This is a genomic window from Paenibacillus sp. FSL M8-0212 (genome assembly GCF_038004645.1).
Classification (GTDB): Bacteria; Bacillota; Bacilli; order Paenibacillales; family Paenibacillaceae; genus Paenibacillus.
This window is the reverse complement of sequence record NZ_JBBORP010000001.1, coordinates 2393970-2417052: the sequence shown is the minus strand read 5'-3', so window position 1 is coordinate 2417052 and position 23083 is coordinate 2393970. Positions and strand designations below refer to the sequence as shown.

The following is a 23083-nucleotide window of genomic DNA, read 5'->3' as shown; positions in this document are numbered from 1 at the left end:
GTTCAGGCACGATGAATCAGTGAGCCTGAACAGGATAGTCCGGATGGAGGTTTACGTAATGAGTGCAGCTTTAACCGTAGTGGGTCTTGGATCTGGAGATGCAGACCAACTGACCGTAGGTATTATCAAAAAAATGAAACATGCAGCTACGCTGTATGTACGTACCCTGGATCATCCCGTATTGAATGTTCTGAAGCAAGAGGGGCTGGAGATGACATCATTTGATGCTATCTATGAGGCGAAGTCCTCCTTCCCTGAAGTATATGATGAGATCGCGAATCAACTCATAGAAGCCGCTCGCAAGGGTGAGGCCGGAACCGAGATTGTGTATGCCGTACCGGGTCATCCGATGGTGGCAGAAGCAAGTGTACGCCTGCTCAAAGAGCGTTGTCCGCAGATGGGCATTTCACTGCGTGTCATGGGCGGGGAGAGCTTTCTGGATGAAGCTTTTATACGGCTTGGATTCGATCCAATCGAAGGGTTTCAACTCCTGGATGCCAGCAGCCTGAACACGGAATTGGTACAACCACAGCTACATACATTGATTGGACAAGTCTACGATGTGTTCACTGCTTCGGATGTGAAGCTATGCCTGATGGAGGTTTACCCGGATGATTATCCGGTATTTGTGGGTCACGCGTTGGGTGTACAGGGCCAGGAGGTCATTCACAAGATTCCATTGCACGAACTGGACCGGATCGAAGGATACGGCAATCTGTCACTGATCTATGTCCCGAAGAACACCGATGATGCCCTGCGTCGTCGATCCTTTGCACGTTTGCATGAGATCGTCAATATTCTTCGCAGTCCGGGTGGCTGTCCATGGGATCAGGAGCAGACACATCAATCCATTCGCAAAAACCTGATTGAAGAGACCTATGAGGTCATTGAGACGATCGATGAGGATGATCCCGACCATATGAAAGAAGAGCTGGGTGATCTGCTGCTGCAGATTTTATTGCACTCCCAGATGGAAGAAGAAGTGGGCACATTTAATGTGTATGATGTCATCGAGGGCTTGAATGATAAGCTGATCTTCCGCCATCCACATGTGTTTGGAGATAATCAGGCAGAAGATGCGAATGAAGCTCTTCTGAACTGGGAACAGATGAAAGCAGAGGAGAAGAAGCGCAAAGGCCAGGATCAGCAGAACGTTTCCGTGCTGGACGGTATACCGCGTGACTTGCCTGCATTGATGAAGGGATACAAGTTACAGAAGAAAGCAGCCAAAGTTGGCTTTGACTGGGATGATGTTGAAGGTGTGTTTGCCAAGATCGAGGAAGAACTGGCGGAGTTGAAAGAAGCGGTGCAACAAGGCCAGTCTGCGGAAGAACGGAAGCTTGAACTGGGGGATTTATTATTCGCAGCCGCGAACGTTGCAAGATTTATCGATACGGACCCGGAAGAGGCACTTGCTGCGACCAACCGCAAGTTCGTTGGGCGGTTCCAGTATATCGAGGAGCGTTTGCGTGAACAGGGAAGAACACCAGCAGATAGCAATGTAGAAGAGATGGAGCAATTCTGGCAGGATGCGAAGAAGGCAGGATTATAACGGGTTCAATTTTCTGGAAAATACCGATAAACCTTATTCCATCATGTTATGCAGTGTGTTATGATATACGAACATGTGTTCATCTGTGTAAACTGGAGTTGGTGTTTAGCGCCGGATAGTTTCGGGTACTGGTCTTAGACTGTTCCCTGCGGACCATCGACAAAAAGCTAAAAAAAGTCGCGGACCAAGGCAGGATTTCAGATGCCAAGCCAGAATACATGTGTAGTGACCTAACGCGAATCAGCGGCAATCCATGTATTGTCAGGAATCGCAGATACTTTTTTTTCAATTTGGGAGGCTTTTAAAAATGAACAAAACAGATCTGATTAACAACATTTCAACCAAAAGTGGTTTGACTAAAAAAGACGTTGAGTCCGTATTGAACGGCTTTTTGGGAGAAATTACAGATGCACTTGCCAGCGGAGACAAAGTACAATTGATCGGCTTTGGCACTTTTGAGACCCGCAAACGTTCCGGTCGTACCGGACGTAACCCACAAACAGGGAATGAAATCGTGATTCCTGAGTCTACTGTTCCTGCATTCAAAGCAGGCAACAAACTTAAAGAAGCCGTAAAATAATGCGTCTTGATAAATTCCTGAAGGTCTCCCGGCTAATCAAACGCCGCACTGTGGCCAAGGACGTCTCTGAACAGGGACGTGTTCTGGTGAACGGACGTGAAGCAAAGCCTAGCGCCGCTGTCAAAGTGGGCGATGAGCTGACGGTTCAGTTCGGTCAGAAACTGGTCACCGTGAGGGTGGAACGAATTGCCGAGAGTACTAAGAAGGATGAGGCGAGCAGCCTCTACACCTTGGTGAAGGAAGAGCCGATCGTCAAGGATAACGGAATGAACTGGTAACAGTACATCTGGTATTAAATATTCATTCAATGCAAGTTAAATCGAAACGTCCTCCTGTAAAAGGGAAGGGCGTTTTTGTTTTTACTGGATGCCCAGTTATTTGTTCAACAACGCTGGTTCTATTCGAACCTCCACACCCATAAGCTAGGTGTAAGAAGGAGGGGTACATGCCATGGTTGAGCACGGTAAGGCCAAACAGCATCATCTGAGCATGCAGAATCGGAAACTGCTGGATCTGACGGGTGTCTCCAACGTGGAGAGCTTCGACAGTGAGGAATTTTTGCTGCAGACTGAACTTGGGCATCTGACCATCCGGGGGCACAATTTACATATCAAAAACCTGAGCCTGGAGGAAGGTCTGTTATCCATTGAAGGCACAGTCAGTTCGCTCCAATATCTGGACCCCGGTTCCCAGTCCAAAAATGGTAAAGGCCTGTTTGGCAAGATGTTCCGATGAGTCCGGACACTCAATGGATCACATTGATGTGGATGCTTACTTCGGGGGTCGTGATGGGAATGGCCTACGACAGTTACCGGGTACTGTCCGGACAGCTGCGGTTTCCGAGATGGAGTATTCACACGCTCGATCTGTTGTACTGGGTTGCTTCCGCGCTGTTCGTTTTTCGGATGCTATACGCCGGAAACCACGGACAGTTGCGGTTTTATGTCTTTTTGGGGCTGATTATAGGGGTTTGCTTCTATTTTTGGCTTTTAAGTGTTACAACCCAGCGTTTTGTGGTAATGTTAATTAAACTCGCAAGAACGCTGATTCATTGGTGTGGACATATCCTTAACATCCTGATCGTTATGCCGGTTAAAGGAATTTATAAGTTAGTTCGCGTATTATTCGGTTTTGTAATTGCGATACTATTATTCCTGGGCAGGCTGGTGCTGCAGTGTTTGGTACCTTTCGGCAAGTTGTTCCGCTGGATGTTTAGGCCGCTCCTGAAACATTGGGTAACGCCACGCTTCATGATCCGTGTGGGTACAAGAATTGCAGCGATGTGGAAACGCTGGTTTTAAGGAGGTCCGTAATGGGTAAAACACCTGTGGGCAGAGCAAAGGCTCCAACTAACCAAGGAAAATCTGCCGGTGCAAAAAGGCGCCTCATGCTTTGGATGACGTTTATGATTGTATTTGTAATATGGGCAGGATATACATTCCTTGTGCAGACTGCACAAATTTCGGACAAGAGTTCTCATCTGGCCACTCAGCAAGCTTCAAAGGAAGATACGTTGAAGAAGCTGGAACAGTTGAAGTACGAAGTCAGCCGGTTGAATGACCCTGAATACATAGGACAACTGGCACGGAAAAAAGGATATTATCTTCCTGAGGAAACGCCGATTCAGGTTGAAGAGTCAGGGAACTGATGGAATTTGGTCTATTACCGAGCTAGGTTTGTTATCCGTGTGTCTGAAGCCGTTAAACCGGAAAAAATAGGCTCTCTGATAGGGTAGTGTTCAGTTGACCTTGGTTTACGGCATAAGGTATAATTACATTAGCGCAGCATTGATTTTGGCATTCAAAAAATCGGGTTGTATATTTTTAAGGGAGGATCATTTTATTCTATGGCAATTGAAGTGGGCACCAAGTTAGAGGGCAAGGTGACAGGAATCACGCATTTTGGAGCATTTGTGGATCTGTCAGGAGGTGTCACGGGTCTCGTTCACATCTCGGAAATCGCCGACAATTACGTCAAAGATGTCAACGACCACCTGAAGCTGAATGACCTCGTTACAGTGAAGGTTATCAACGTTGACAAGGATGGCAAGATCGGACTTTCCATTAAGCAAGCTGTTGACAAACCGGTTGAGCAACAAACCCAATCTAGACCCCCGAGAGCTCCTAGACCGGAACGCAGTGGAGGAGATCGCGAACGATTCAGCGGCGGAGGCCCAAGTGGTGGCCAAGGTCGTGGTGGTGGCGGCGGTGGATTTAACCGTGGTGACCGCGGAGGCCGTTCTTTCAAGCCCGCAGCAGGCAAACCTTCATTTGAGGATAAAATGTCACGCTTCCTGAAAGATAGTGAAGAGCGGATCTCTTCGCTTAAGAAGAACACAGAAGGCAAACGCGGAGGCCGTGGAGCCAAGCGTGTGTAATCTGTCACAACCTGATCTAAACATATAAGTAAAACCGTTAGCCCATGGGCTAACGGTTTTTTTGCGTTTCTTTCACAGATAAGTAGTTGAATAGCTTTTTTTGTAAGGTGAAGCTCCATATCCCCAGTTTTTCTGCACGGCAAAATGGAACCATAAGAACATTTGTCGTCTACCATTTTTTACCGACAGGTTTCCGTGGCATTCCACAGTTATCCTGCTCAAATGATGGCGAGACCCAACCATCGCCGGTTCAAAATCAGACATTCCGATTGTCTGAATCAAGTAGCAGAATGAATGAAACCACAATAAGGCCGGGGGTTTCGCTCCACCGCGCCAGGCTTGTTTCTTTTGTCGTAAACTTTTTGGACCCTGCCCACCTATTCTGACAAACTACGTCTTCTAATCTATCTATAATCAGAACCATCGAGAACGAAACACGAAAATTCAAATTAATCGAATGGGGTGCCTTGAGGATGATGGAAAAGTGGAATGTCATTCAATTTCCGGGAATGAAAGCAGGTAAAGGAGGTACGGAAGCTCGGGAGGAGCTGTCTGTACGTCTGAAACAATGGCTTGGCTCCCGCAAGGCTGTCCAGATGGTTGCTTCCCGCAAATGGGTACTGCTGCTAACGTTTATGGGATTCCTGCTCGGAAAGGCGATGATCCTGAATGAGTTATCTCCCTTTGCCATTGCTTACTTCGCCGTGATTGCTTTCATGCGCAGGGATTACATCATTCCGGTAGGCGCCGCTCTACTCGCAGGTAGTCTCTTTGCACCGTTTCCAGTACCACTCATTGTTGCATCGGAGATCGCTATCTTTTATCTGCTCTTTCGTGGGCTGGAGTCATATGATCGTGCTGAATTATCTTATGCACCAACGATGGTGTTTACGACTACATTTATGGTCAAATTATTCGCGGTCGTGATCGGGCCATCCTTCAGCTGGTACGCGATGCTGATGCTCACGATGGATTCCGTACTAAGTTTCGTGCTCACCCTAGTTTTTATACAAGCCATACCGATTTTCACTTACCGCAAAAAAAAGTTCAGCCTAAAGAACGAGGAGATCCTCTGCCTGATTATATTGCTCGCTTCCGTTATGACGGGAGCCGTAGGGTGGACCATTCAATCCTTATCCGTCGAGCATATGCTTTCCCGTTATCTCATATTAATCTTTGCGCTGGTGGGCGGAGCCCCCCTCGGAGCCTCGGTTGGGGTCATTACCGGCTTGATTCTGAGTCTGGCTGACATGTCAGCGGTGTATCAGATGAGCCTGCTTGCTTTTGCCGGGATGCTTGCAGGTATGCTTCGAGAGGGTAAACGTGCGGCGGTTGCACTGGGCATGCTGCTTGGTTCGTCCATTCTATCCATATACTTGGGTGGTCCAGGTGATGTGATGAATTCATTATGGGAGACGTGTGCAGCTATTGTTCTGTTTATGTTGACACCTAAGAGCCTGATGACGGCGATATCCAAATATGTACCGGGTACGCAGGATCATACGAAATCCCAGCATGAGTATGCCAAACGGATACGGGATATCACAGCAGAACGGGTAACCCGGTTCTCGCAGGTATTCCGTCAATTGTCACGCAGCTTCGATCAGATGTCCGGTGCAGGCGAAACGGTACAGAAAGAAGGTGGAATGGATCATTTCATGAATGCGGTTGCCGAGGGCACATGTGCAAGCTGCTTCAAGCGTACGCAATGCTGGGATGCAAAGTTTATTCAAACCTACAAATATATGACGGACGTGATGAGTACCATTGAAGGAAACCCGGAGATCTCAGGCAAGCAGATTCCAGTGGACTGGAACAGGGTATGTGCGAAACCGGAAGAAGTTCTTGAAGTCATGCGTGCCCAGTATGGGTTGCATCAACATAACATGCAGTGGAAACGCCAGATTATCGATAGCCGGCAGCTGGTTGCAGAGCAATTGTCCGGTGTATCTCAGGTCATGGAGGACCTGGCCAAAGAAATTCAGCGGGAAAGTGAGGAGATGGTACAGCAGGAGGAGCAGATTCGGGACGCACTGGAGTCACTGGGCCTGTCCATTCACTCTATCGAGATCATCAATCTGGAAGCGGGCAATGTTGAAATTGAGATTGTGCATGCATATACACGTGGATTTGATGAGTGCCGGAAAATGATTGCTCCGCTGATCTCGGATGTATTGGACGAACATATTGCCGTCTTGCATGAGACCATGACCGATCCTCGTCAGGGACTGGCGACTGTTACGTTTGGTTCAGCCAAAACGTTCGAGGTAACTACCGGTGTTGCTGCTGCTGCCAAAGGGGGAGATGTGATGTCAGGCGACAGCTTCAGTACGGTTGAATTAGGCAACGGTACATTCGCGGTGGCGCTCAGTGATGGAATGGGCAATGGAGAACGGGCACGTATGGAGAGCAGCGCAGCGCTGAATATACTGGAACAGTTGCTACAGTCCGGCATGGACGAGAAACTGGCGATCAAATCCGTGAACTCCGTTCTGATGCTGCGCTCCCCTGAAGAGATGTATGCCACAGTAGATATGGCGCTGATTGATGAATATACGGCAGAGACAACGTTTATGAAAATCGGATCGACGCCAAGTTTTATCAAACGTGGACAGGAGGTTATTCAAGTTTCAGCTAGTAATTTGCCAATCGGTATTATTAAAGATATCGAAGTGGATTTGGTGACGGTACAGCTGCAACCTGGGGATATCCTCATTATGATGACGGATGGCATCTATGATGCACCGGGGTATGCTGTGAACAAAGAGTTATGGATGAAACGGCTCATTCAAGAGATTGATACAGATGATCCGCAAGATTTGGCCGATTGCCTGCTTGAAAGTGTCATAAGATACCAGCAGCATGAGATTTTGGATGATATGACCGTCGTTGTTGGAAAAGTAGAGCATTTCCGCCCTGAATGGGCCACACTGCGTGTGCCTGGCATCAACCGGATGGAGCGTCCACGGACCGTCAGCTAATTGCATATTCTTCTGTTTGAAGTCTCTTCATTCTGGCAATGCTAGTCATAGAGTTGGAGAGTAACGAATAACGGAGGGATATCGGATGAAGCAAATCTTATTAATCACCGACGGTTGTTCCAATGTAGGACCAAGTCCGGTGCTGGCAGCGGCCGAAGCACAGGAAGAGGGGATTACGGTTAATGTGGTTGGCTTGATTGATTATGGAACCATTGGTGAGTTGGGCAGTCGGGAGATTGAGGATATTGCCAGAGCCGGAGGTGGAATCAGCCAAATTGTAGGTACACGGCAGCTTGCCCATACCATGCAGATGATGACAAGGAAAACGGTGGTTCAGACCATTCAGCAGGCGGTTAATAGAGAGTTAACACAAATTTTGGGAGAGAAGGAGCCCAAAACGGTAACCGATCTGGAGCCTGCACAACGCGCCCGGGTCGTGGAAGTGATGGATGATATGGCTGAAACTACAGCCTTACAGGTTATATTGCTAATAGACGTCAGTGCCAGCATGAAGCCCAAACTGGCTGCGGTAGAAGAAGGCATCCGTGATTTAATGTTGAGTTTGCAGGCGCGTATAGGTCAGAGCAAGCTTTCCGTATTTCATTTTCCGGGACGACACAGTGGAGAAGATGCAGTAATGGATATTGACTGGACAACGGATCTGGGCCGTGTCCGGTCCTTGTTTGGAAGGTTGCAGATGAAGGGTGCAACGCCGACAGGTCCTGCAATTCAGAAGGTGATTGATTTTTACCGTTATGGTACACTGGAGAAACAGCAGGAAATAGAAGGGAACTATCGCATTGAAAGAGAAGGGATGCTCGGTGACAACGTTGTCTGACGCCTCTTTCCCGCCAGGAACAGTGGTTACAGGGAAATGGAATCGCAGTCGTTACACGATTCGGAAGCTACTGGGCAAAGGAGCTAATGGCATCGTTTTTCTTGTCCAACGGGGTGAAAATGGCAAACACTACGCGCTAAAAATGGGATTTGATCCGGTTGATCTGCAATCGGAAGTCAATGTGCTCAAATCTTTTCAACTACAGCGTAATCATGAGGCCCTTCGGCAGAGCGGCATTCCTTCCTATCTTAAAGATGTGGATGATTATGCCGTTCGTGGCCGGGATATTCCCTTTTATGTGATGCGTTACGTTAGAGGTGAGGCACTTCATCACTTCATTCGGCGTCAGGGGACAGACTGGACACTTCTGGTGGGACTTAGACTCTTGCAGAAGCTGGCACAATTGCATCAGGCGGGATGGGTGTTTGGTGATCTCAAACCTCAGAATGTGTTGGTATCCGACTATGGGCAGGTGGAATTGATCGACTACGGCGGAGTTACGTCGATTGGTCGAAGCGTCAAACAGTTCACCGAATGGTATGATCGGGGCTTCTGGAATGCAGGCAGCCGTACGGCAGATGGTACCTATGATGTATTTGCATTCGCATTATTGTTGATTCATGTACTTGAAGCAGACGCGCTTAAGGCACTGGCAGCCGAAGGATTACCGCAACTGCGAAGTGTGAACCAGCTCGTAGCGCTGGTGGAGCGCAGTGAACGACTGGGTCCTTTTCGCAATTGGACGATTCAGGCCTTACGAGGTCAGTTTCGTGATGCAGGTCATGCGGCACAAGGGTGGAAGGAAATGATGGCACGCCCCACGCCTCTTCGTCGTCGTTCCAAAAGTACAACACCGCGCTGGCTTAAGAACGCATTTGTTGCATCTGTGATATTACTTATTGGAGTGCTCATCTATGCACTACGTTTCTGATTCTGTGAGAGTGCATATACATAACGCAAGGAATGAGGAACAGGTATGGAGGCTTTACGCTGGAACATGCTGGTGAAGAACGTGCTGGATGCAGCGGAAGAGCATCAGTTATGGGTTCCCGGGGATCGGATTGTCGTCGCAGTATCGGGCGGGCCGGACTCGGTAGCTTTTTTGCATATCATGCACGAGATCAGCAAGCGACATGTCCCGCTTGAATTGATCTGTGCCCATGTGCATCATGGTTTCCGGACCGAATCTGATGAAGAAGCGGAGAAAATGATGGAACTGGCACAGCAGCTTGGTATTACATTTGAATGGACCAAGGCCGATGTACCTTCATATATGGAGTTGACGGGTCAAGGACCACAGGAAGCAGCCCGCAACAAGCGATATGCTTTTCTGTACGAAGTGGCTTCCAAATATAATGCGACAAGCATCGCTTTGGCACATCATGCGGATGATCAGGCGGAGACGGTCATGCTTCATTTGCTTCGTGGAACCGGCTTGTCGGGACTCTCAGGAATGAAGTTTAAAAGACGAGAAAAAAATGTGGAACTTATTCGTCCATGCCTTCGTATAAACAAGACAGACCTTGTAGAAGCTTGTAATACCCAGGGTTTTATGTATTTCAATGATGAGAGCAACGCCTTGCGTAAATATCGGCGTAATGCCATTCGCTTGGATGTGCTTCCTTTTTTGGGGCAGTATAATGGACAACTCACGCCGTCATTGAATCGGCTTGCCGAAATTGTGGGTGATGAAGACGATTTCATGGAGCAGAGTGCATATGACACATACAGGTGTCTAGTGCAGGTGAACGGCGGAAGGCAAACCTTTGAGGTGCCTTCCTTCTTGAAGTTACATGTCGCTTTACAACGAAGGTTGATTAAACTAATATTGAATTATCTGCCTTTGGACAGTGATTTTGTCGACTTTACCCGTATAGAAACCATTCGACGCAAGGTCATGGAGACCCATGTGACGACCTGGAGCCTGGATATAGGACAGACACTCGCCTGCACTCGGGAGTATAATCTGATTTCTTTTGGCATACGGACAGACGTACAGGATCAATCTTACGAGTATCGTCTTGCGCAATGGAGTGGAACTTCTGAGCTTTCACTCACCCCAATTAACCGGTATATTCGGTTGATGACGGTGAGTCCCGAGGACTATCATGTACCGGAATCGGCGGATCAAGCCGCGTTTGATGCGGATCAACTGCTTTTGCCGCTGGTTGTGCGTTCACGGTTACCTGGAGATACCATGAAAGTGATGGGATTAAACGGAAGCAAAAAGGTGAAAAATATTTTCATCGATGAGAAAATCCCCCCATCTGTCCGTCCACGAATTCCTGTGGTATGTGATGGAGCAGGTCATATCATCTGGTTACCGGGTGTTCGACGGTCCAATGTGGCCCCTGTCAGGGAGGGCACTTCCGCAATCCTGTACATGACTGTAGGCGATTCAGCGATTCAGGGGTAGTGGTTATGGTTCAGGTAAGGCTTTCATAGTATAACTTAGGAGGTTCGCACAGTTGCAGAACGACATTCAGGAAGTATTGATCAGTGAAGAAGAAATTCAGAGTAAAGTCAAGGAATTAGGCGCAACACTAAGTGCCGAATATGCAAATCGCAATCCTTTGGTCATTTGTGTGCTCAAGGGTGCGTTTATATTTATGGCTGATTTGGTTAAAAACATAACGGTACCTGTTGAAATGGATTTTATGGCGGTATCCAGTTATGGCGCTTCCACCAAGTCATCAGGTGTTGTTAAAATCATTAAGGATCTGGATGTATCCGTTGAAGGACGGGAAGTTCTGATTGTCGAAGATATTATCGACAGCGGACTTACACTCAGCTATCTGATTGAACTGCTGGAAAACCGCGGTGCCGAGTCGGTGCGTGTGGTTACGCTCTTCGACAAGCCTTCAGGCCGTAAAGTTGAGTTGGAAGCTCATTACACAGGCTTTGACATTCCTGACGCGTTCATCGTTGGTTACGGTTTGGATTTTGCGGAGAAGTACCGGAACCTGCCCTATATCGGGATTTTGAAGCCGGAAGTCTATAGTAGCTAATATCCTGCCCGACCCAAGCCTTGAGCTGTTCTTGGCTTCTGTTGAGAAGCCATGTCGGGCTATGTTAAAATAATTAAAGTGTCTCGAGAGGAGGTAGGGGATGAATCGGTTCATCCGGAATTCTGGTTTTTATTTGATTCTTTTTTTAGTTGTGGTGGGGATAGTCCAGTTCGTCAGCAATGGCGGCGAAGCCACCGATAATCCTAGATATGATCAGTTGCGTGCAGCGATCAAAGCCAACAATGTCTCTGAATTGACGGTTCAATTCAACGGTCAAACGTATCTCGTGACCGGTCAATACAAGAAGGCACCTGATGGCGCCAAATCAGAAAATTTCTCAACGTATATTCCTCCTACGGATGAGGCAATTAGTGAACTTGTAGCTGCAAGTGAAACTAACAATTTCCAATATCATCAGGAGCCAATGAAAGGTGACAGCATCTGGTTGACGTTGCTGACTTCCTTTATTCCTTTGATCATTATGTTCCTGCTGTTCTTCTTCCTGTTTAATCAGGCTCAAGGCGGCGGCGGTAAAGTAATGAACTTTGGTAAAAGCCGTGCTCGTCTCTATAACGAAGAGAAGAAGCGGGTTACATTCGAAGATGTTGCGGGTGCTGACGAAGAGAAACAGGAACTTGTTGAGGTTGTAGACTTCCTCAAGGATCCTCGTAAATTCGCAGCAGTAGGTGCACGGATTCCTAAGGGCGTATTGCTCGTAGGTCCTCCAGGTACCGGTAAAACGTTGCTCGCTCGTGCCGTAGCCGGTGAAGCGGGTGTACCATTCTTCAGTATTTCAGGTTCCGACTTCGTTGAAATGTTTGTCGGTGTCGGTGCATCACGTGTACGTGATTTGTTTGAAAATGCGAAGAAAAATGCGCCATGTATCATCTTTATCGATGAGATTGATGCTGTAGGACGTCAGCGTGGTGCTGGTCTTGGTGGTGGTCACGATGAGCGTGAGCAAACACTCAACCAGTTGCTCGTTGAAATGGACGGTTTCGGAGCTAACGAAGGTATTATCATCGTAGCTGCAACGAACCGTGCAGATATTTTGGACCCTGCCTTGCTGCGTCCAGGACGTTTTGACCGTCAAATTACGGTTGACCGCCCTGATGTAAGAGGTCGTGAAGCTGTCCTGAAAGTACATTCCCGTAATAAACCACTGACCAAAGATGTGAAAATGGATATTATCGCGAAACGTACAACAGGTTTCTCTGGTGCGGATTTGGAGAATCTCTTGAACGAAGCGGCATTGCTTGCAGCGCGTCGTAACCGTAAAGATATTTCCATGAAGGAAGTTGACGAAGCGATTGACCGTGTCATCGTTGGTACGGAGAAGAAAAGCCGTGTCATCAGTGATCGCGAGAAACGAATCGTTGCTTATCACGAAGCAGGTCATACCATTGTAGGATATTTCCTCGAACATGCTGATATGGTACATAAAGTGACCATTATTCCGCGCGGACGTGCGGGTGGATATGTAATCATGTTGCCAAAAGAAGACCGTATGCTGGTTACCAAGCAGGAACTGTTGGATAAAGTAACCGGACTTCTCGGGGGTCGTGTAGCTGAAGAATTGTTCATCGGAGAAATTGGTACTGGTGCATACAGTGACTTCCAGCAAGCGACAGGTATTGTTCGCAGCATGGTTATGGAATACGGTATGAGTGAGAAATTGGGACCTATGCAATTCGGAAGTTCACAAGGACAGGTATTCCTTGGTCGGGATATCGGTCATGAACAGAATTACTCGGATTCCATTGCTTATGAGATTGATCAGGAAATGCAACGCTTTATCAATGACTGTTATGAGAAGTGTAAAGACTTGCTTGTTAAACATTCAAAAGAGATGCACCTGATCGCTCAAACTTTGCTTGAGGTAGAGACTTTGGAAATGGATCAGATCAAGCAATTGATCGAAACAGGTTCTTTGACTCCAAAAGCAGAGAATGACAATGATGGTGAAGGCACACCAACTGAAGGCGGAGAGCCAATCATCGACAACATCGGTGATGTGCGTGTCCGTATTCAAGGTAAAGATGAAACGCCTGAGCCACCAGCCGGAGATATTCCAAACGAAGCTCCGAATCTGGAAAAGGGTAATAACAATAACCCGGATGATGGCGGAACAAAGCCAACGTCTTAATGTATAATACATCTGGCTATGATAGCAGGTGAAATCAAGAGAGCCCCTGGGGCTCTCTTTTTTTATCCATTATTTTAAAAGAGGATAGATAAAGATAAACGGGAGTTAGATGGCGAACCAGTTAGCAAACAGGTGGTTACAGCGCTGTTCCGGGCCTTTTTCATTTATTGACAGAGTCGTGAACGTTGTGTAAATTAGTTGTTAAACCGCTTGTGATTCGTTTCTCAAGCGAAGATAACGACTTAGGTTAGCCCACGAAACAGCGCATGACGCTGTCCCGATAAAGGAGAGGATCACAGGTGGAAGCTCTGGCTTTAGAGCGCAAGGCTGAGATGAACCGCGAGCTGCGTGCGCGGCTTATGGAGTTGAAGAAGGAACGTAATGCCATTATTCTTGCCCATTATTATCAACGTGACGAAGTACAGGAGGTTGCCGACTTCCGTGGAGATTCGTTTCTGTTAGCCCAGAAGGCAGCACAAACAGATGCGGATGTGATCGTTTTCTGTGGTGTTCATTTTATGGGTGAAAGCGCTAAAATTCTTGCGCCAAATAAAACAGTTATTATCCCGGACGAACGTGCGGGCTGCCCAATGGCAGATATGGTGAATGTGGATGGACTACGCAAATTGAAAGCACAACATCCTAATGCCAAGGTGGTTACGTATATCAATTCCTCGGCTGAGATCAAAGCAGAGACTGACATCTGTTGTACATCGGCGAACGCAGTCCGGGTTATTCAATCGGTGGATTCCGACGAAATTATCTGGGTACCGGATAAAAACCTGGGACATTATGTGCAGCAGCATACAGACAAGAAAATGATTATCTGGGAAGGTTATTGCAACACTCACGATATGCTTACAGTCAAAGATGTGGTGGAGATGAGAGCCAAGCATCCGAATGCAGAGTTTGTTGTCCATCCAGAGTGTCGCCCTGAGGTTGTAGAAATGGGTGATTTTGTAGGCAGCACAACAGCTATTCTGGAGTATTGCAAAAATTCATCAGCGAAGGAATTTATCGTAGGTACCGAAGATGGTACAGGATATCAGCTTCGTCTGGATAGTCCGGATAAACAGTTCCACTTTGCTACCAAGTTCCTCGTATGTCCCAACATGAAGGTGAACAACTTGAAGAAACTGGTGAAATGCCTGGAAACGATGAAGCCGCAAATCTACGTGCCACCGGCCGTTGCCGACAAAGCCAGAGAATCACTAGAGCGCATGTTGTTGGTAAAGTAGGATGCGCTACTCTTGCTCCAAGACAGGTGAATAACATGATACCGCAATATTTAGTTGATTTTGATCTGTCTGCGCTACACATGGTAGAGACGGATGTACTGGTTATAGGCTCAGGGATTGCTGGTTTGTTTACTGCCATTAAGGCAAGTGAACAACAACGTGTGTTAATGATCACGAAGAAGTCATTACTTGAAAGTAACACCAGATATGCGCAGGGAGGCATCGCTGCGGTTATTGCTGAGGATGATTCACCTGCTTACCACTTGCAGGACACACTTGTAGCAGGAGCGGGCTTATGCCGCTCCGAAGCGGTAGAGGTATTGGTGAATGAGGGGCCGGACGGAGTGAAGGAACTGATTCGTTTGGGTACTTTATTTGATCTGGAGAACGGCGAGTTGGCGTTGACGCAGGAAGGTGCGCATAGCCACCGCCGTATTTTGCATGCCAACGGAGATGCAACGGGATATGAGATTGTACGTGCGCTTGCTGTTGAAGTGAATGAGCATCCCGGGATTGAAGTATGGGATGAGCATTTTGTTGTTGACCTGATTACAGATCGAGATCGAGGGGAGTGCATTGGCGCTCTGGTTCAGACGGACGACGGATCGCAAGTGTTCGTGAAGGCACAGGCAACTGTTCTTTGCTCTGGTGGGGCAGGACAACTGTACCGATACACGACGAATCCGGATGTAGCTACTGCCGATGGTGTAGCCATGGCCTATCGGGCTGGGGCTATTGTTCGTGACATGGAATTTATCCAATTCCACCCCACTTCTCTTTGTTACCCGGGGGCCCCGCGTTTCCTTGTGTCAGAAGCCGTACGCGGCGAAGGGGCATATTTGCGCAATGTGAAGGGCGAGCGCTTTATGGATCGTTATCATGCCCAGCTTGAACTGGCCCCACGCGATATCGTGGCACGAGCGATTGTTAGTGAGATGGAGTCCACCAACAGTACCTTTGTGTACTTGGACATTACGCATGAACAACCAGAGATGATCAAGCATCGGTTCCCTACCATATATGAGACTTGTATGCGTTATGGATTGGACATGACAACGGACTGGATTCCCGTTGCACCTGCTGCCCATTACATGATGGGTGGAGTGAAAACGGATCTTAGTGGAGAGAGCAGCATCTCCCGGTTATTTGCTTGTGGTGAGGTGTCTTCTACAGGAGTGCACGGAGCTAATCGCCTGGCAAGTAACTCTTTATCAGAAGCGATTGTATTTGGGCGGAGAATTGTTGATCGTATTCAATCTCTTCCTCCGCTTGGTTTATTACAAGTAAGAGGGGCTGCGCCTTCATCTGTAGAGATGAATAACAAGATCAATAAGATCACGGAAGAGCAAAAGCCGGTATCCGAAAGACGTTTACGACTACAGAAAATGATGGTTCGTCAGGTAGGCTTGCGCCGGAATGGTGAGGATCTGCAGAAGGCCATGGACAAGCTGCAACAGGAATTGCAATTTTTTGATCAGACTCTCACCCATAAGGAAGAGCTGGAGTATGCCAACCTTCTGACCTGTGCCTGGTTAGTTACCAGCGGAGCATTACACCGCGAGGAGAGTCGGGGGGCTCACTATCGTGAGGATTTCCCGGCGCGTGATGATATCGTGTGGCAGAAGCATAGTCTGCAGCAGCGAGAACAAGCGATTGTGGAGGAATTGATGTCATGATACTGAATGGATATAATGAAGGGCTTATCGAATCAATCAAAAACTGGCTTCGTGAAGATGTTGGTGCAGGTGACGTTACAACAAGTGTGACGATCCCGGCAGGCAACCAATCCAAGGCCATTATACACGCCAAAGACAATGGTGTTATTGCAGGCATGACCGTAGCTGAACTTGTATTTCAGGTCGTTGATCCTGATCTTGTATTTACACCGAAGGTAACAGACGGAGACAAGGTTACCCATGGCACGATTTTGGCCGAGGTAGAGGGAAGTACACATTCTCTGCTTACGGGGGAACGACTGGCACTTAACTTGCTGCAACGTATGTCGGGAATAGCTACGCGTACGCGTGCCTACGTGGATGTTCTGGATGGTCTTGAGACCAGGCTTGTGGATACACGTAAGACAACGCCTGGCCACCGATTACTTGAGAAATATGCAGTGCGCGTGGGTGGCGGAGCGAATCATCGATTTGGACTGTACGATGCCGTTATGATTAAGGATAACCACATCAAGGGTGCAGGTGGAATCACCGAGGCGGTACAGCGTGCGCGAACCGTTATCCCACATACGATGACGATTGAAGTGGAGACTGAAAATCTAGAGCAGGTGAGAGAAGCCTTGCAAGCCGGGGCAGATATCATTATGCTGGATAACATGCATCCAGAGCGGATGCGTGAAGCAGTTGAGCTTATTCGTGAACAGGCTCCTCATGTGAAGGTTGAAGCATCCGGTAACGTGTCCCTCCAGACCATTCGTGGTATTGCAGAGAGTGGTGTGGATGTAATTTCGGTTGGCAGGTTAACCTATTCCTTTGAGAGCCTGGATATTAGTCTGGATTTAAATGAAAAGAAAGAGGGGTGAACCTCTTTGATTCTAGTTGTAGACGTGGGGAACAGCAATATGGTGCTCGGCGTATATCAAGGCCGGGAATTGCTGCACCACTTTCGTCTGAGTACATCACGTCAGTCAACAGTGGATGAATACGGCGTATTGATTTATAATTTATTTCATATGTCCGGCATCAGGGCAAGTGACATCGAAGGTGTCATCATCTCATCTGTGGTTCCGCCACTGGTGAATGTAATCGAAGCGATGTGTGAGAAGTATGTAGGCAAAAAAGCTTTGCTTGTCGGGCCTGGTATCAAAACTGGCTTGAACCTGCGATATGAGAACCCTCGTGAAGTGGGTGCAGATCGTATTGTTAATGCAGTGGCAGCCGTTGAGAAGTATGGCGGCCCTCTCGTCGTGGTCGATTTTGGTACCGCAACGACCTTTGACTGTATTGACGAGAAAGGCCACTACCTGGGGGGCGCTATTGTACCTGGCATTCAGATCGCCACTGAAGCGCTCTATGAGCGGGCATCCAAGTTGCCTCGTATAGAGTTGGAGAAACCTAAAAAGGTCATTGGCCGTAATACTATTCATGCCATGCAAGCGGGTATTATATTTGGCTATGCAGGCCAGGTTGATGGTATTGTAGAACGTATTCGCGAGGAGATGGGAGCGAAGCCCCGAGTTATCGCGACGGGTGGTCTCGCTACACTTATCGCAGAAGAAACCCGTAGTATAGAGGAAGTTGATCCGCTGCTTACGCTTGAAGGGCTGCGTATTATATATGAGCGGAACCGGGAAAGGTGAGCATAGAGACGGCATACAGCGGGCTGAGATTACAGCTTAAGTGTTGTGCCGTTTTTTCTGTGTTACTACTATTATGGCGATACGCCAAAGGAGGCTGAATGACTTGGAAAACAACAACAAGCATGACCGGTTAATTCGTGGTACAGCAATGAATGGAAAGGTAAGAGCCTTTGCTATCCAGACTACGGAACTGGTTGAGGAACTACGCAGAAGACACGATACGTTTCCCACGGCTACAGCTGCCATGGGGCGTACGGTTACAACAGCAGCCATTATGGGTGCAATGCTCAAAGGTGAAGAGAAGTTAACGGTACAAGTCAACGGTGATGGCCCTATTGGACAGATTGTAGCTGATGCCAATGCCAAAGGCGAAGTACGAGGATATGTTTCTAATCCGCATGTACATTTGCCAAGCAATAGTGTGGGAAAACTGGACGTTGCAGGCGCGGTTGGAACGGAAGGTTTCATCAATATAACGAAGGATCTGGGACTGAAAGAACCATATCGTGGCAGTGTGCCTATTATTTCAGGAGAACTGGGCGAAGACTTTACGTACTACTTTGCTCAATCGGAGCAAACACCTTCTGCTGTAGGCGTTGGTGTGCTCGTTGATACGGATAATTCCGTTATTGTCGCAGGCGGATTCATTATGCAGCTGTTGCCGGGATTGACAGATCCAGAGATCACGGCGATCGAAAACGCCATTAGTACGTTGCCGCCAGTGACCACGTTGCTGGAGCAGGGGCTTGAATTGGAAGAGTTGCTTCGCCGATTGTTGCCAGATGTACAAGTGATGGAAGGATTGGATATTCATTTTAGCTGTGAGTGTTCACGTGAGCGGGTAGAGAAGACACTAATCAGCCTGGGCCAAACGGAGATGGAGCAATTAATTGAAGAAGAGGGCCGAGCTGAAGTGGTCTGCCAATTCTGTAATGAAGCCTATGACTTTAACAAAGAACAACTTGAGACCATCCTAGAGCAAGCCAAGAACTGATCTATGCGGGGACGGGATGCGGAATGACAAGACAGGAAAAAGGGTTGTGGACGGCTGTAATTGTCTTGACGCTAGGCATGCTGGTCATGGGTACAGTGATGGCTATGCATGGTCTCAGACAGGGCAAAGACGAGGCAGATGCATCCCATGATGCCAATACGGAAGAAGGAAGCACCGTAGCCACGATCAACGGAGAAGTTATCACGGACAAAGAGTGGACCGATGCGCTGAAAAGACGTTATGGCAGTGAGTTATTACTCCAGATGTTAAACCGCAAAGCGGTATATGCCGAAGCAATTGAACGCAAGCTGATCGTCACTCCCCAAGAGATTGCAAGAGAACTAGCGGCCGCGATGGATGGGTACGATTCAGAGAAATCATATTTTGACGAAATGAAGTCCCAGTTGGGTCTGTCCAAACAGGAACTTGAATTGGAAGCCGGCTACAGGCTACTGCTTGAGAAAATCGCAACGATTGGCATACAGATCAAGGATGCAGATATTGAGCATTACTGGACTGAACACCGTGAGGATTACGTCTCCCCCGAGAAATATGACTTGTCCATCATCGTAGTGGAGGAAGAAGAGGAAGCCGATTCCTTACTGGATGCGTTGGAGAAGGGGGAAGGCTTTGAAGAAGCTGCTCGCAAACAATCAACAGACAGCTTCTCTCGTGATGCTGGTGGGAGGCTGGGATGGATTGAGCGGAATGATCCATTCCAGTCAGAAGAAATCCTTCAACTTGCTGCCGGGCTGGATGTAGGCGATATTGCCGGACCGGTTCGAGTGGAAGAAGGTTATGTTATTATCAGACTTAATGATAAAGAAGAACGCCAGGTGCAATCGGCTGAAGAGGTCCGTGAGGAGATTCGAATGCAACTGGCTCTGAGTCAGGCTGATCCGTTGCCGCAGGTAGAGCAAATGCTGCGTAACAAGTATGAAGCCGTAATCCTGTCCGAGATTCCTGCCTCCTGAATTCAATGGAAAAGATTGTATCGTACTGCTGCATCTTGATAAAAATACTCTGTCTGCGGTCTTAGGGCCAAAGGCAGAGTATTTTTTTTGAGTACTCATATTGACAATAAGGGTTAACGTTGATAAGATGAAAATAATAAATACCTACTCGTTTACTCGGATATAAAAGATTTACTTATGAACAAAGAAACTTTCGGAAACCTCCGCCCTGTCTAGAAATCTTAGCAGTAAGGGATAGGATCAACAGGATTTCCGCAGTTCTTCTATAACAGCTAGAGGCTAACGGCCGCACAGTATAGGTTAACAGGACTCAAGTTTTATTCATCCACTAAGGAGGGCATTCATATGGCTAAAGTAGTTAATAACGTAACAGAACTCATCGGAGGTACTCCGCTTGTTCGTCTGAACCGTATTGTACCTGAAGGCAGTGCTGAAGTATTCGTGAAGCTGGAGTACCAGAATCCAGGTTCGAGCGTGAAAGACCGTATCGCAATTAGCATTGTGGAAGAAGCGGAAAAAGAAGGCAAGCTAAAACCAGGTGATACCATTATTGAAGCAACAAGTGGTAACACGGGAATTGGACTCGCGATGGTGGCTGCAGCCAAAGGCTACAAGTCCGTTATTGTAATGCCTGAGACGATGAGCTTGGAGCGTCGCAACTTGCTTCGTGCGTATGGTGCCGAGCTTGTGCTTACACCTGGAGCTGAAGGTATGAATGGTGCTGTTAAAAAAGCCGAAGAACTGCTGAAAGAAAACCCATCCTATTTCATGGCTGAGCAATTTAAAAATAAAGCCAACGTGAAGATCCACCGTGAAACGACTGGCCCTGAGATTGTTGAAGCAATTCAATCTGTAGGCGGTACGTTGGATGCTTTCGTTGCAGGAATCGGTACAGGTGGAACAATTACAGGTACAGGCGAAGTGCTGAAAGAAGCTTTCGCTGGTATTAAAATTGTTGCAGTTGAGCCAGCAGCTTCACCAATTCTCGCGGGCGGCAAACCAGGACCACATAAGATCCAAGGAATTGGTGCCAACTTTATCCCTGAGATTCTGGATCAGGAAATCTATGATGAGATCATTCACATTGAGAATGATGATGCATTCGAGACGGCGCGTCAGGTAGCGAAGGAAGAGGGCATTCTGTCCGGTATTTCTTCCGGTGCGGCGATCCGTGCAGGTCTTCAGGTTGCGAAACAGTTGGGTGAAGGCAAGCGTGTTGTCGTAATCGTGCCAAGTAACGGCGAACGTTACCTCAGCACACCTCTTTATAACTTCGAAGGCTAAGTCTACAAATGACAAAACCAATCCTCCTTGCCCATATGACGGGTATGGAGGATTTTTGGCGTAATGCTTTTAAAAGGGGCGGCGCTTTAGTATACTATCAGACAATAGAACTAGCGACAGATGGAGGGCGGCACACCGCAATGACACACCTGATGACAACATACGCCGACTGGATGGAGTGGGCTGAACAAGGCTGGACCATGATGCCCTATATCACCAAGTCGGATGAGGGGCCGTATCATGGCGGTTTACCGTTATCGTGGGAGGCAGCCTGGGAGCAGGCGTCACCATACGCAATTGTGCTGGAGAATGGCAAAGGCGGGAGATATACATTTCTGGGGTTAGACCCGGTATCCGTAATTTCTGGTAAAGGTCAAGAAGCGGTTATTCATGATTTGACGCAAGGAACCACCTCGACGGACAGCGGCAACCCGCTTGATGTATTGAAGAGATGGACTGCCACGTATAGCGCACCCAAGGTTAATGGGGCTCCAGACTTTGGGGGTGGGTACGCAGGTTATCTCAGCTACGATGTAGCAAGATCATTGGAGAAGCTTCCAGTGTTGGCTGAAGATAACCCGGCTCTGCCGGATTATTGGTGGATGCGTTTTGAAGAAATATGGGCGTATGACCATGAGCAGCAGGCACTTTTCTGCATGGTTCATCTGGCTATAGAGCCTAACCGGAATGAAACTGATATCCGTAGCCTATATTTAGCGGCAGAAACACGAGCGACAGCGATGCAGCAAAGATGGCTTCATATTATGGGGGCTGCACAGGCCGAGGAACAACAACAGGCACTGGAACGCCGCAACAAGCAGGTAAATCTTACACCGCAGCCTGAAGATGCGGAAAGGGAATCCGAAGGGTGGGAGACCTCCTTTCCCCAAGAGGACTTTGAACAGGCTGTACGCACAGTACAGGAATATATCAGGCAGGGCGATGTGTTCCAGGTGAATCTGTCCTTGAGACAGGAAAAGCGGCTTCATTCGAGCGCTGAGCATATTTATGAATGGCTGCGTCTCGTGAATCCATCACCGTATATGGGTATGCTGCGTAGTCCAGACTTTCAACTGGTAAGTGGATCTCCCGAACTTCTGGTCAAAGTGGAGAATGGCAGAGTCAGTGCACGTCCCATCGCAGGGACCCGAAGAAGGGGCCGTGATGAGGCAGAGGATAAGGCTATGGCGGATGAACTGCTGGGTAGTGAGAAGGAACGTGCGGAGCATATTATGCTCGTTGATCTGGAGCGTAATGATATCGGACGGATTGCATCCTACGGTTCGGTTCATGTGCCCGAATTGATGACCATCGAGAAGTATTCCCATGTCATGCATCTGGTTTCCCAAGTGGAAGGCAGGCTGGCAGAAGGGTTATCCGTATTTGATGTGATCGCTGCGACATTCCCGGGTGGAACGATTACAGGAGCGCCCAAGGTCCGCACCATGGAGATTATCGAGGAACTTGAGCCTGTGCGACGTGGGCCTTATACGGGTTCCATCGGCTGGATGGATTACAGTGGAAATATGGAATTGAACATCGTCATTCGTACACTTGCCATTAAGGACGGCATTGGTTATGTACAGGCTGGGGCAGGGATTGTTATTGATTCCAATCCATATCGGGAATACAAGGAATGCCGCAACAAGGCAAGGGCCATGATGAGAGCTGTGAACTACAGCGAAGAGGCGGAAGCAAGCAGAGCTATTGAACAAGAACAAGCGGAGCGAACAGATGCTGTTAAACTAAAATAAAACGAAGCAACCGTCATTAGCATTGACGGAAGATGAGGAGG

The 23083-nt window shown here is 48.0% G+C and carries 21 protein-coding genes; all 21 read left to right on the top strand.

Annotated features, from left to right (window positions below; translation table 11 throughout):
- Window positions 1–58: 58 nt before the first annotated feature.
- The 21 genes from mazG (at window position 59) to MKX68_RS10700 (ending at window position 23042) form a co-directional block, all read left to right on the top strand.
- On the top strand, window positions 59–1552 hold the full coding sequence (mazG, locus tag MKX68_RS10800) for a nucleoside triphosphate pyrophosphohydrolase (protein WP_340911411.1): 1494 nt from the start codon (window positions 59–61) through the stop codon (window positions 1550–1552).
- A 307-nt stretch (window positions 1553–1859) separates the two neighbouring features.
- Window positions 1860–2132 carry an HU family DNA-binding protein gene (locus tag MKX68_RS10795; RefSeq protein WP_017691362.1) on the top strand — a complete coding sequence of 91 codons (273 nt, stop codon included), beginning with the start codon at window positions 1860–1862 and terminating at the stop codon, window positions 2130–2132.
- Window positions 2132–2410 (top strand): RNA-binding S4 domain-containing protein, encoded by a 279-nt coding sequence (locus tag MKX68_RS10790; RefSeq protein ID WP_340911408.1) that lies wholly within the window; start codon window positions 2132–2134, stop codon window positions 2408–2410. Before MKX68_RS10795 ends, MKX68_RS10790 begins: the two co-directional genes overlap by 1 nt.
- A gap of 172 nt (window positions 2411–2582) precedes the next feature.
- Window positions 2583–2867 carry a sporulation protein YabP gene (yabP, locus tag MKX68_RS10785; protein WP_036606119.1) on the top strand — a complete coding sequence of 95 codons (285 nt, stop codon included), beginning with the start codon at window positions 2583–2585 and terminating at the stop codon, window positions 2865–2867.
- Window positions 2864–3433: a spore cortex biosynthesis protein YabQ gene (yabQ, locus tag MKX68_RS10780; protein WP_339787455.1), complete on the top strand. Its 570-nt coding sequence runs from the start codon at window positions 2864–2866 to the stop codon at window positions 3431–3433. Before yabP ends, yabQ begins: the two co-directional genes overlap by 4 nt.
- Window positions 3434–3444: 11 nt before the next feature.
- Complete coding sequence (locus MKX68_RS10775) at window positions 3445–3780, top strand: FtsB family cell division protein (RefSeq protein WP_278297461.1); 336 nt, start codon at window positions 3445–3447, stop codon at window positions 3778–3780.
- A 198-nt stretch (window positions 3781–3978) separates the two neighbouring features.
- Complete coding sequence (locus MKX68_RS10770) at window positions 3979–4509, top strand: S1 domain-containing RNA-binding protein (RefSeq protein ID WP_017691357.1); 531 nt, start codon at window positions 3979–3981, stop codon at window positions 4507–4509.
- Between the two features lie 473 nt (window positions 4510–4982).
- Window positions 4983–7490, top strand: coding sequence for a stage II sporulation protein E (gene spoIIE, locus MKX68_RS10765; protein ID WP_338589742.1), 2508 nt, complete (start codon window positions 4983–4985; stop codon window positions 7488–7490).
- A gap of 85 nt (window positions 7491–7575) precedes the next feature.
- A complete protein-coding gene (locus MKX68_RS10760; protein ID WP_340911404.1) occupies window positions 7576–8328 on the top strand; it encodes a VWA domain-containing protein in 753 nt (250 codons plus the stop codon).
- Window positions 8312–9259, top strand: coding sequence for a serine/threonine protein kinase (locus MKX68_RS10755; RefSeq protein WP_338589745.1), 948 nt, complete (start codon window positions 8312–8314; stop codon window positions 9257–9259). The genes MKX68_RS10760 and MKX68_RS10755 overlap by 17 nt, the downstream gene beginning before the upstream one ends.
- A 45-nt stretch (window positions 9260–9304) precedes the next feature.
- Complete coding sequence (tilS, locus tag MKX68_RS10750) at window positions 9305–10744, top strand: tRNA lysidine(34) synthetase TilS (RefSeq protein ID WP_338589747.1); 1440 nt, start codon at window positions 9305–9307, stop codon at window positions 10742–10744.
- A gap of 52 nt (window positions 10745–10796) precedes the next feature.
- Window positions 10797–11336, top strand: a complete 540-nt coding sequence (gene hpt / locus MKX68_RS10745; protein ID WP_017691352.1) for a hypoxanthine phosphoribosyltransferase — start codon at window positions 10797–10799, stop codon at window positions 11334–11336.
- Window positions 11337–11436: 100 nt separating this feature from the next.
- Window positions 11437–13482 carry an ATP-dependent zinc metalloprotease FtsH gene (ftsH, locus tag MKX68_RS10740; protein WP_091039119.1) on the top strand — a complete coding sequence of 682 codons (2046 nt, stop codon included), beginning with the start codon at window positions 11437–11439 and terminating at the stop codon, window positions 13480–13482.
- A 299-nt stretch (window positions 13483–13781) separates the two neighbouring features.
- Complete coding sequence (nadA, locus tag MKX68_RS10735) at window positions 13782–14720, top strand: quinolinate synthase NadA (RefSeq protein WP_091039121.1); 939 nt, start codon at window positions 13782–13784, stop codon at window positions 14718–14720.
- A gap of 35 nt (window positions 14721–14755) precedes the next feature.
- Window positions 14756–16396, top strand: coding sequence for an L-aspartate oxidase (nadB, locus tag MKX68_RS10730; protein WP_249913800.1), 1641 nt, complete (start codon window positions 14756–14758; stop codon window positions 16394–16396).
- Window positions 16393–17259, top strand: coding sequence for a carboxylating nicotinate-nucleotide diphosphorylase (gene nadC / locus MKX68_RS10725; protein WP_091039124.1), 867 nt, complete (start codon window positions 16393–16395; stop codon window positions 17257–17259). Before nadB ends, nadC begins: the two co-directional genes overlap by 4 nt.
- Before the next feature lie 6 nt (window positions 17260–17265).
- Window positions 17266–18036 (top strand): type III pantothenate kinase, encoded by a 771-nt coding sequence (locus MKX68_RS10720; protein WP_026081372.1) that lies wholly within the window; start codon window positions 17266–17268, stop codon window positions 18034–18036.
- Window positions 18037–18139: 103 nt separating this feature from the next.
- The gene (gene hslO / locus MKX68_RS10715) at window positions 18140–19030 is read left to right on the top strand and encodes an Hsp33 family molecular chaperone HslO (protein ID WP_276324013.1); all 891 of its coding nucleotides are present in this window, start codon (window positions 18140–18142) and stop codon (window positions 19028–19030) included.
- Between the two features lie 23 nt (window positions 19031–19053).
- On the top strand, window positions 19054–20004 hold the full coding sequence (locus MKX68_RS10710; RefSeq protein WP_340911395.1) for a peptidyl-prolyl cis-trans isomerase: 951 nt from the start codon (window positions 19054–19056) through the stop codon (window positions 20002–20004).
- 345 nt (window positions 20005–20349) lie between these two features.
- A complete protein-coding gene (gene cysK / locus MKX68_RS10705; protein WP_036668448.1) occupies window positions 20350–21288 on the top strand; it encodes a cysteine synthase A in 939 nt (312 codons plus the stop codon).
- Window positions 21289–21428: 140 nt separating this feature from the next.
- Window positions 21429–23042, top strand: coding sequence for an anthranilate synthase component I family protein (locus MKX68_RS10700; RefSeq protein WP_340911392.1), 1614 nt, complete (start codon window positions 21429–21431; stop codon window positions 23040–23042).
- Window positions 23043–23083 lie beyond the last annotated feature (41 nt).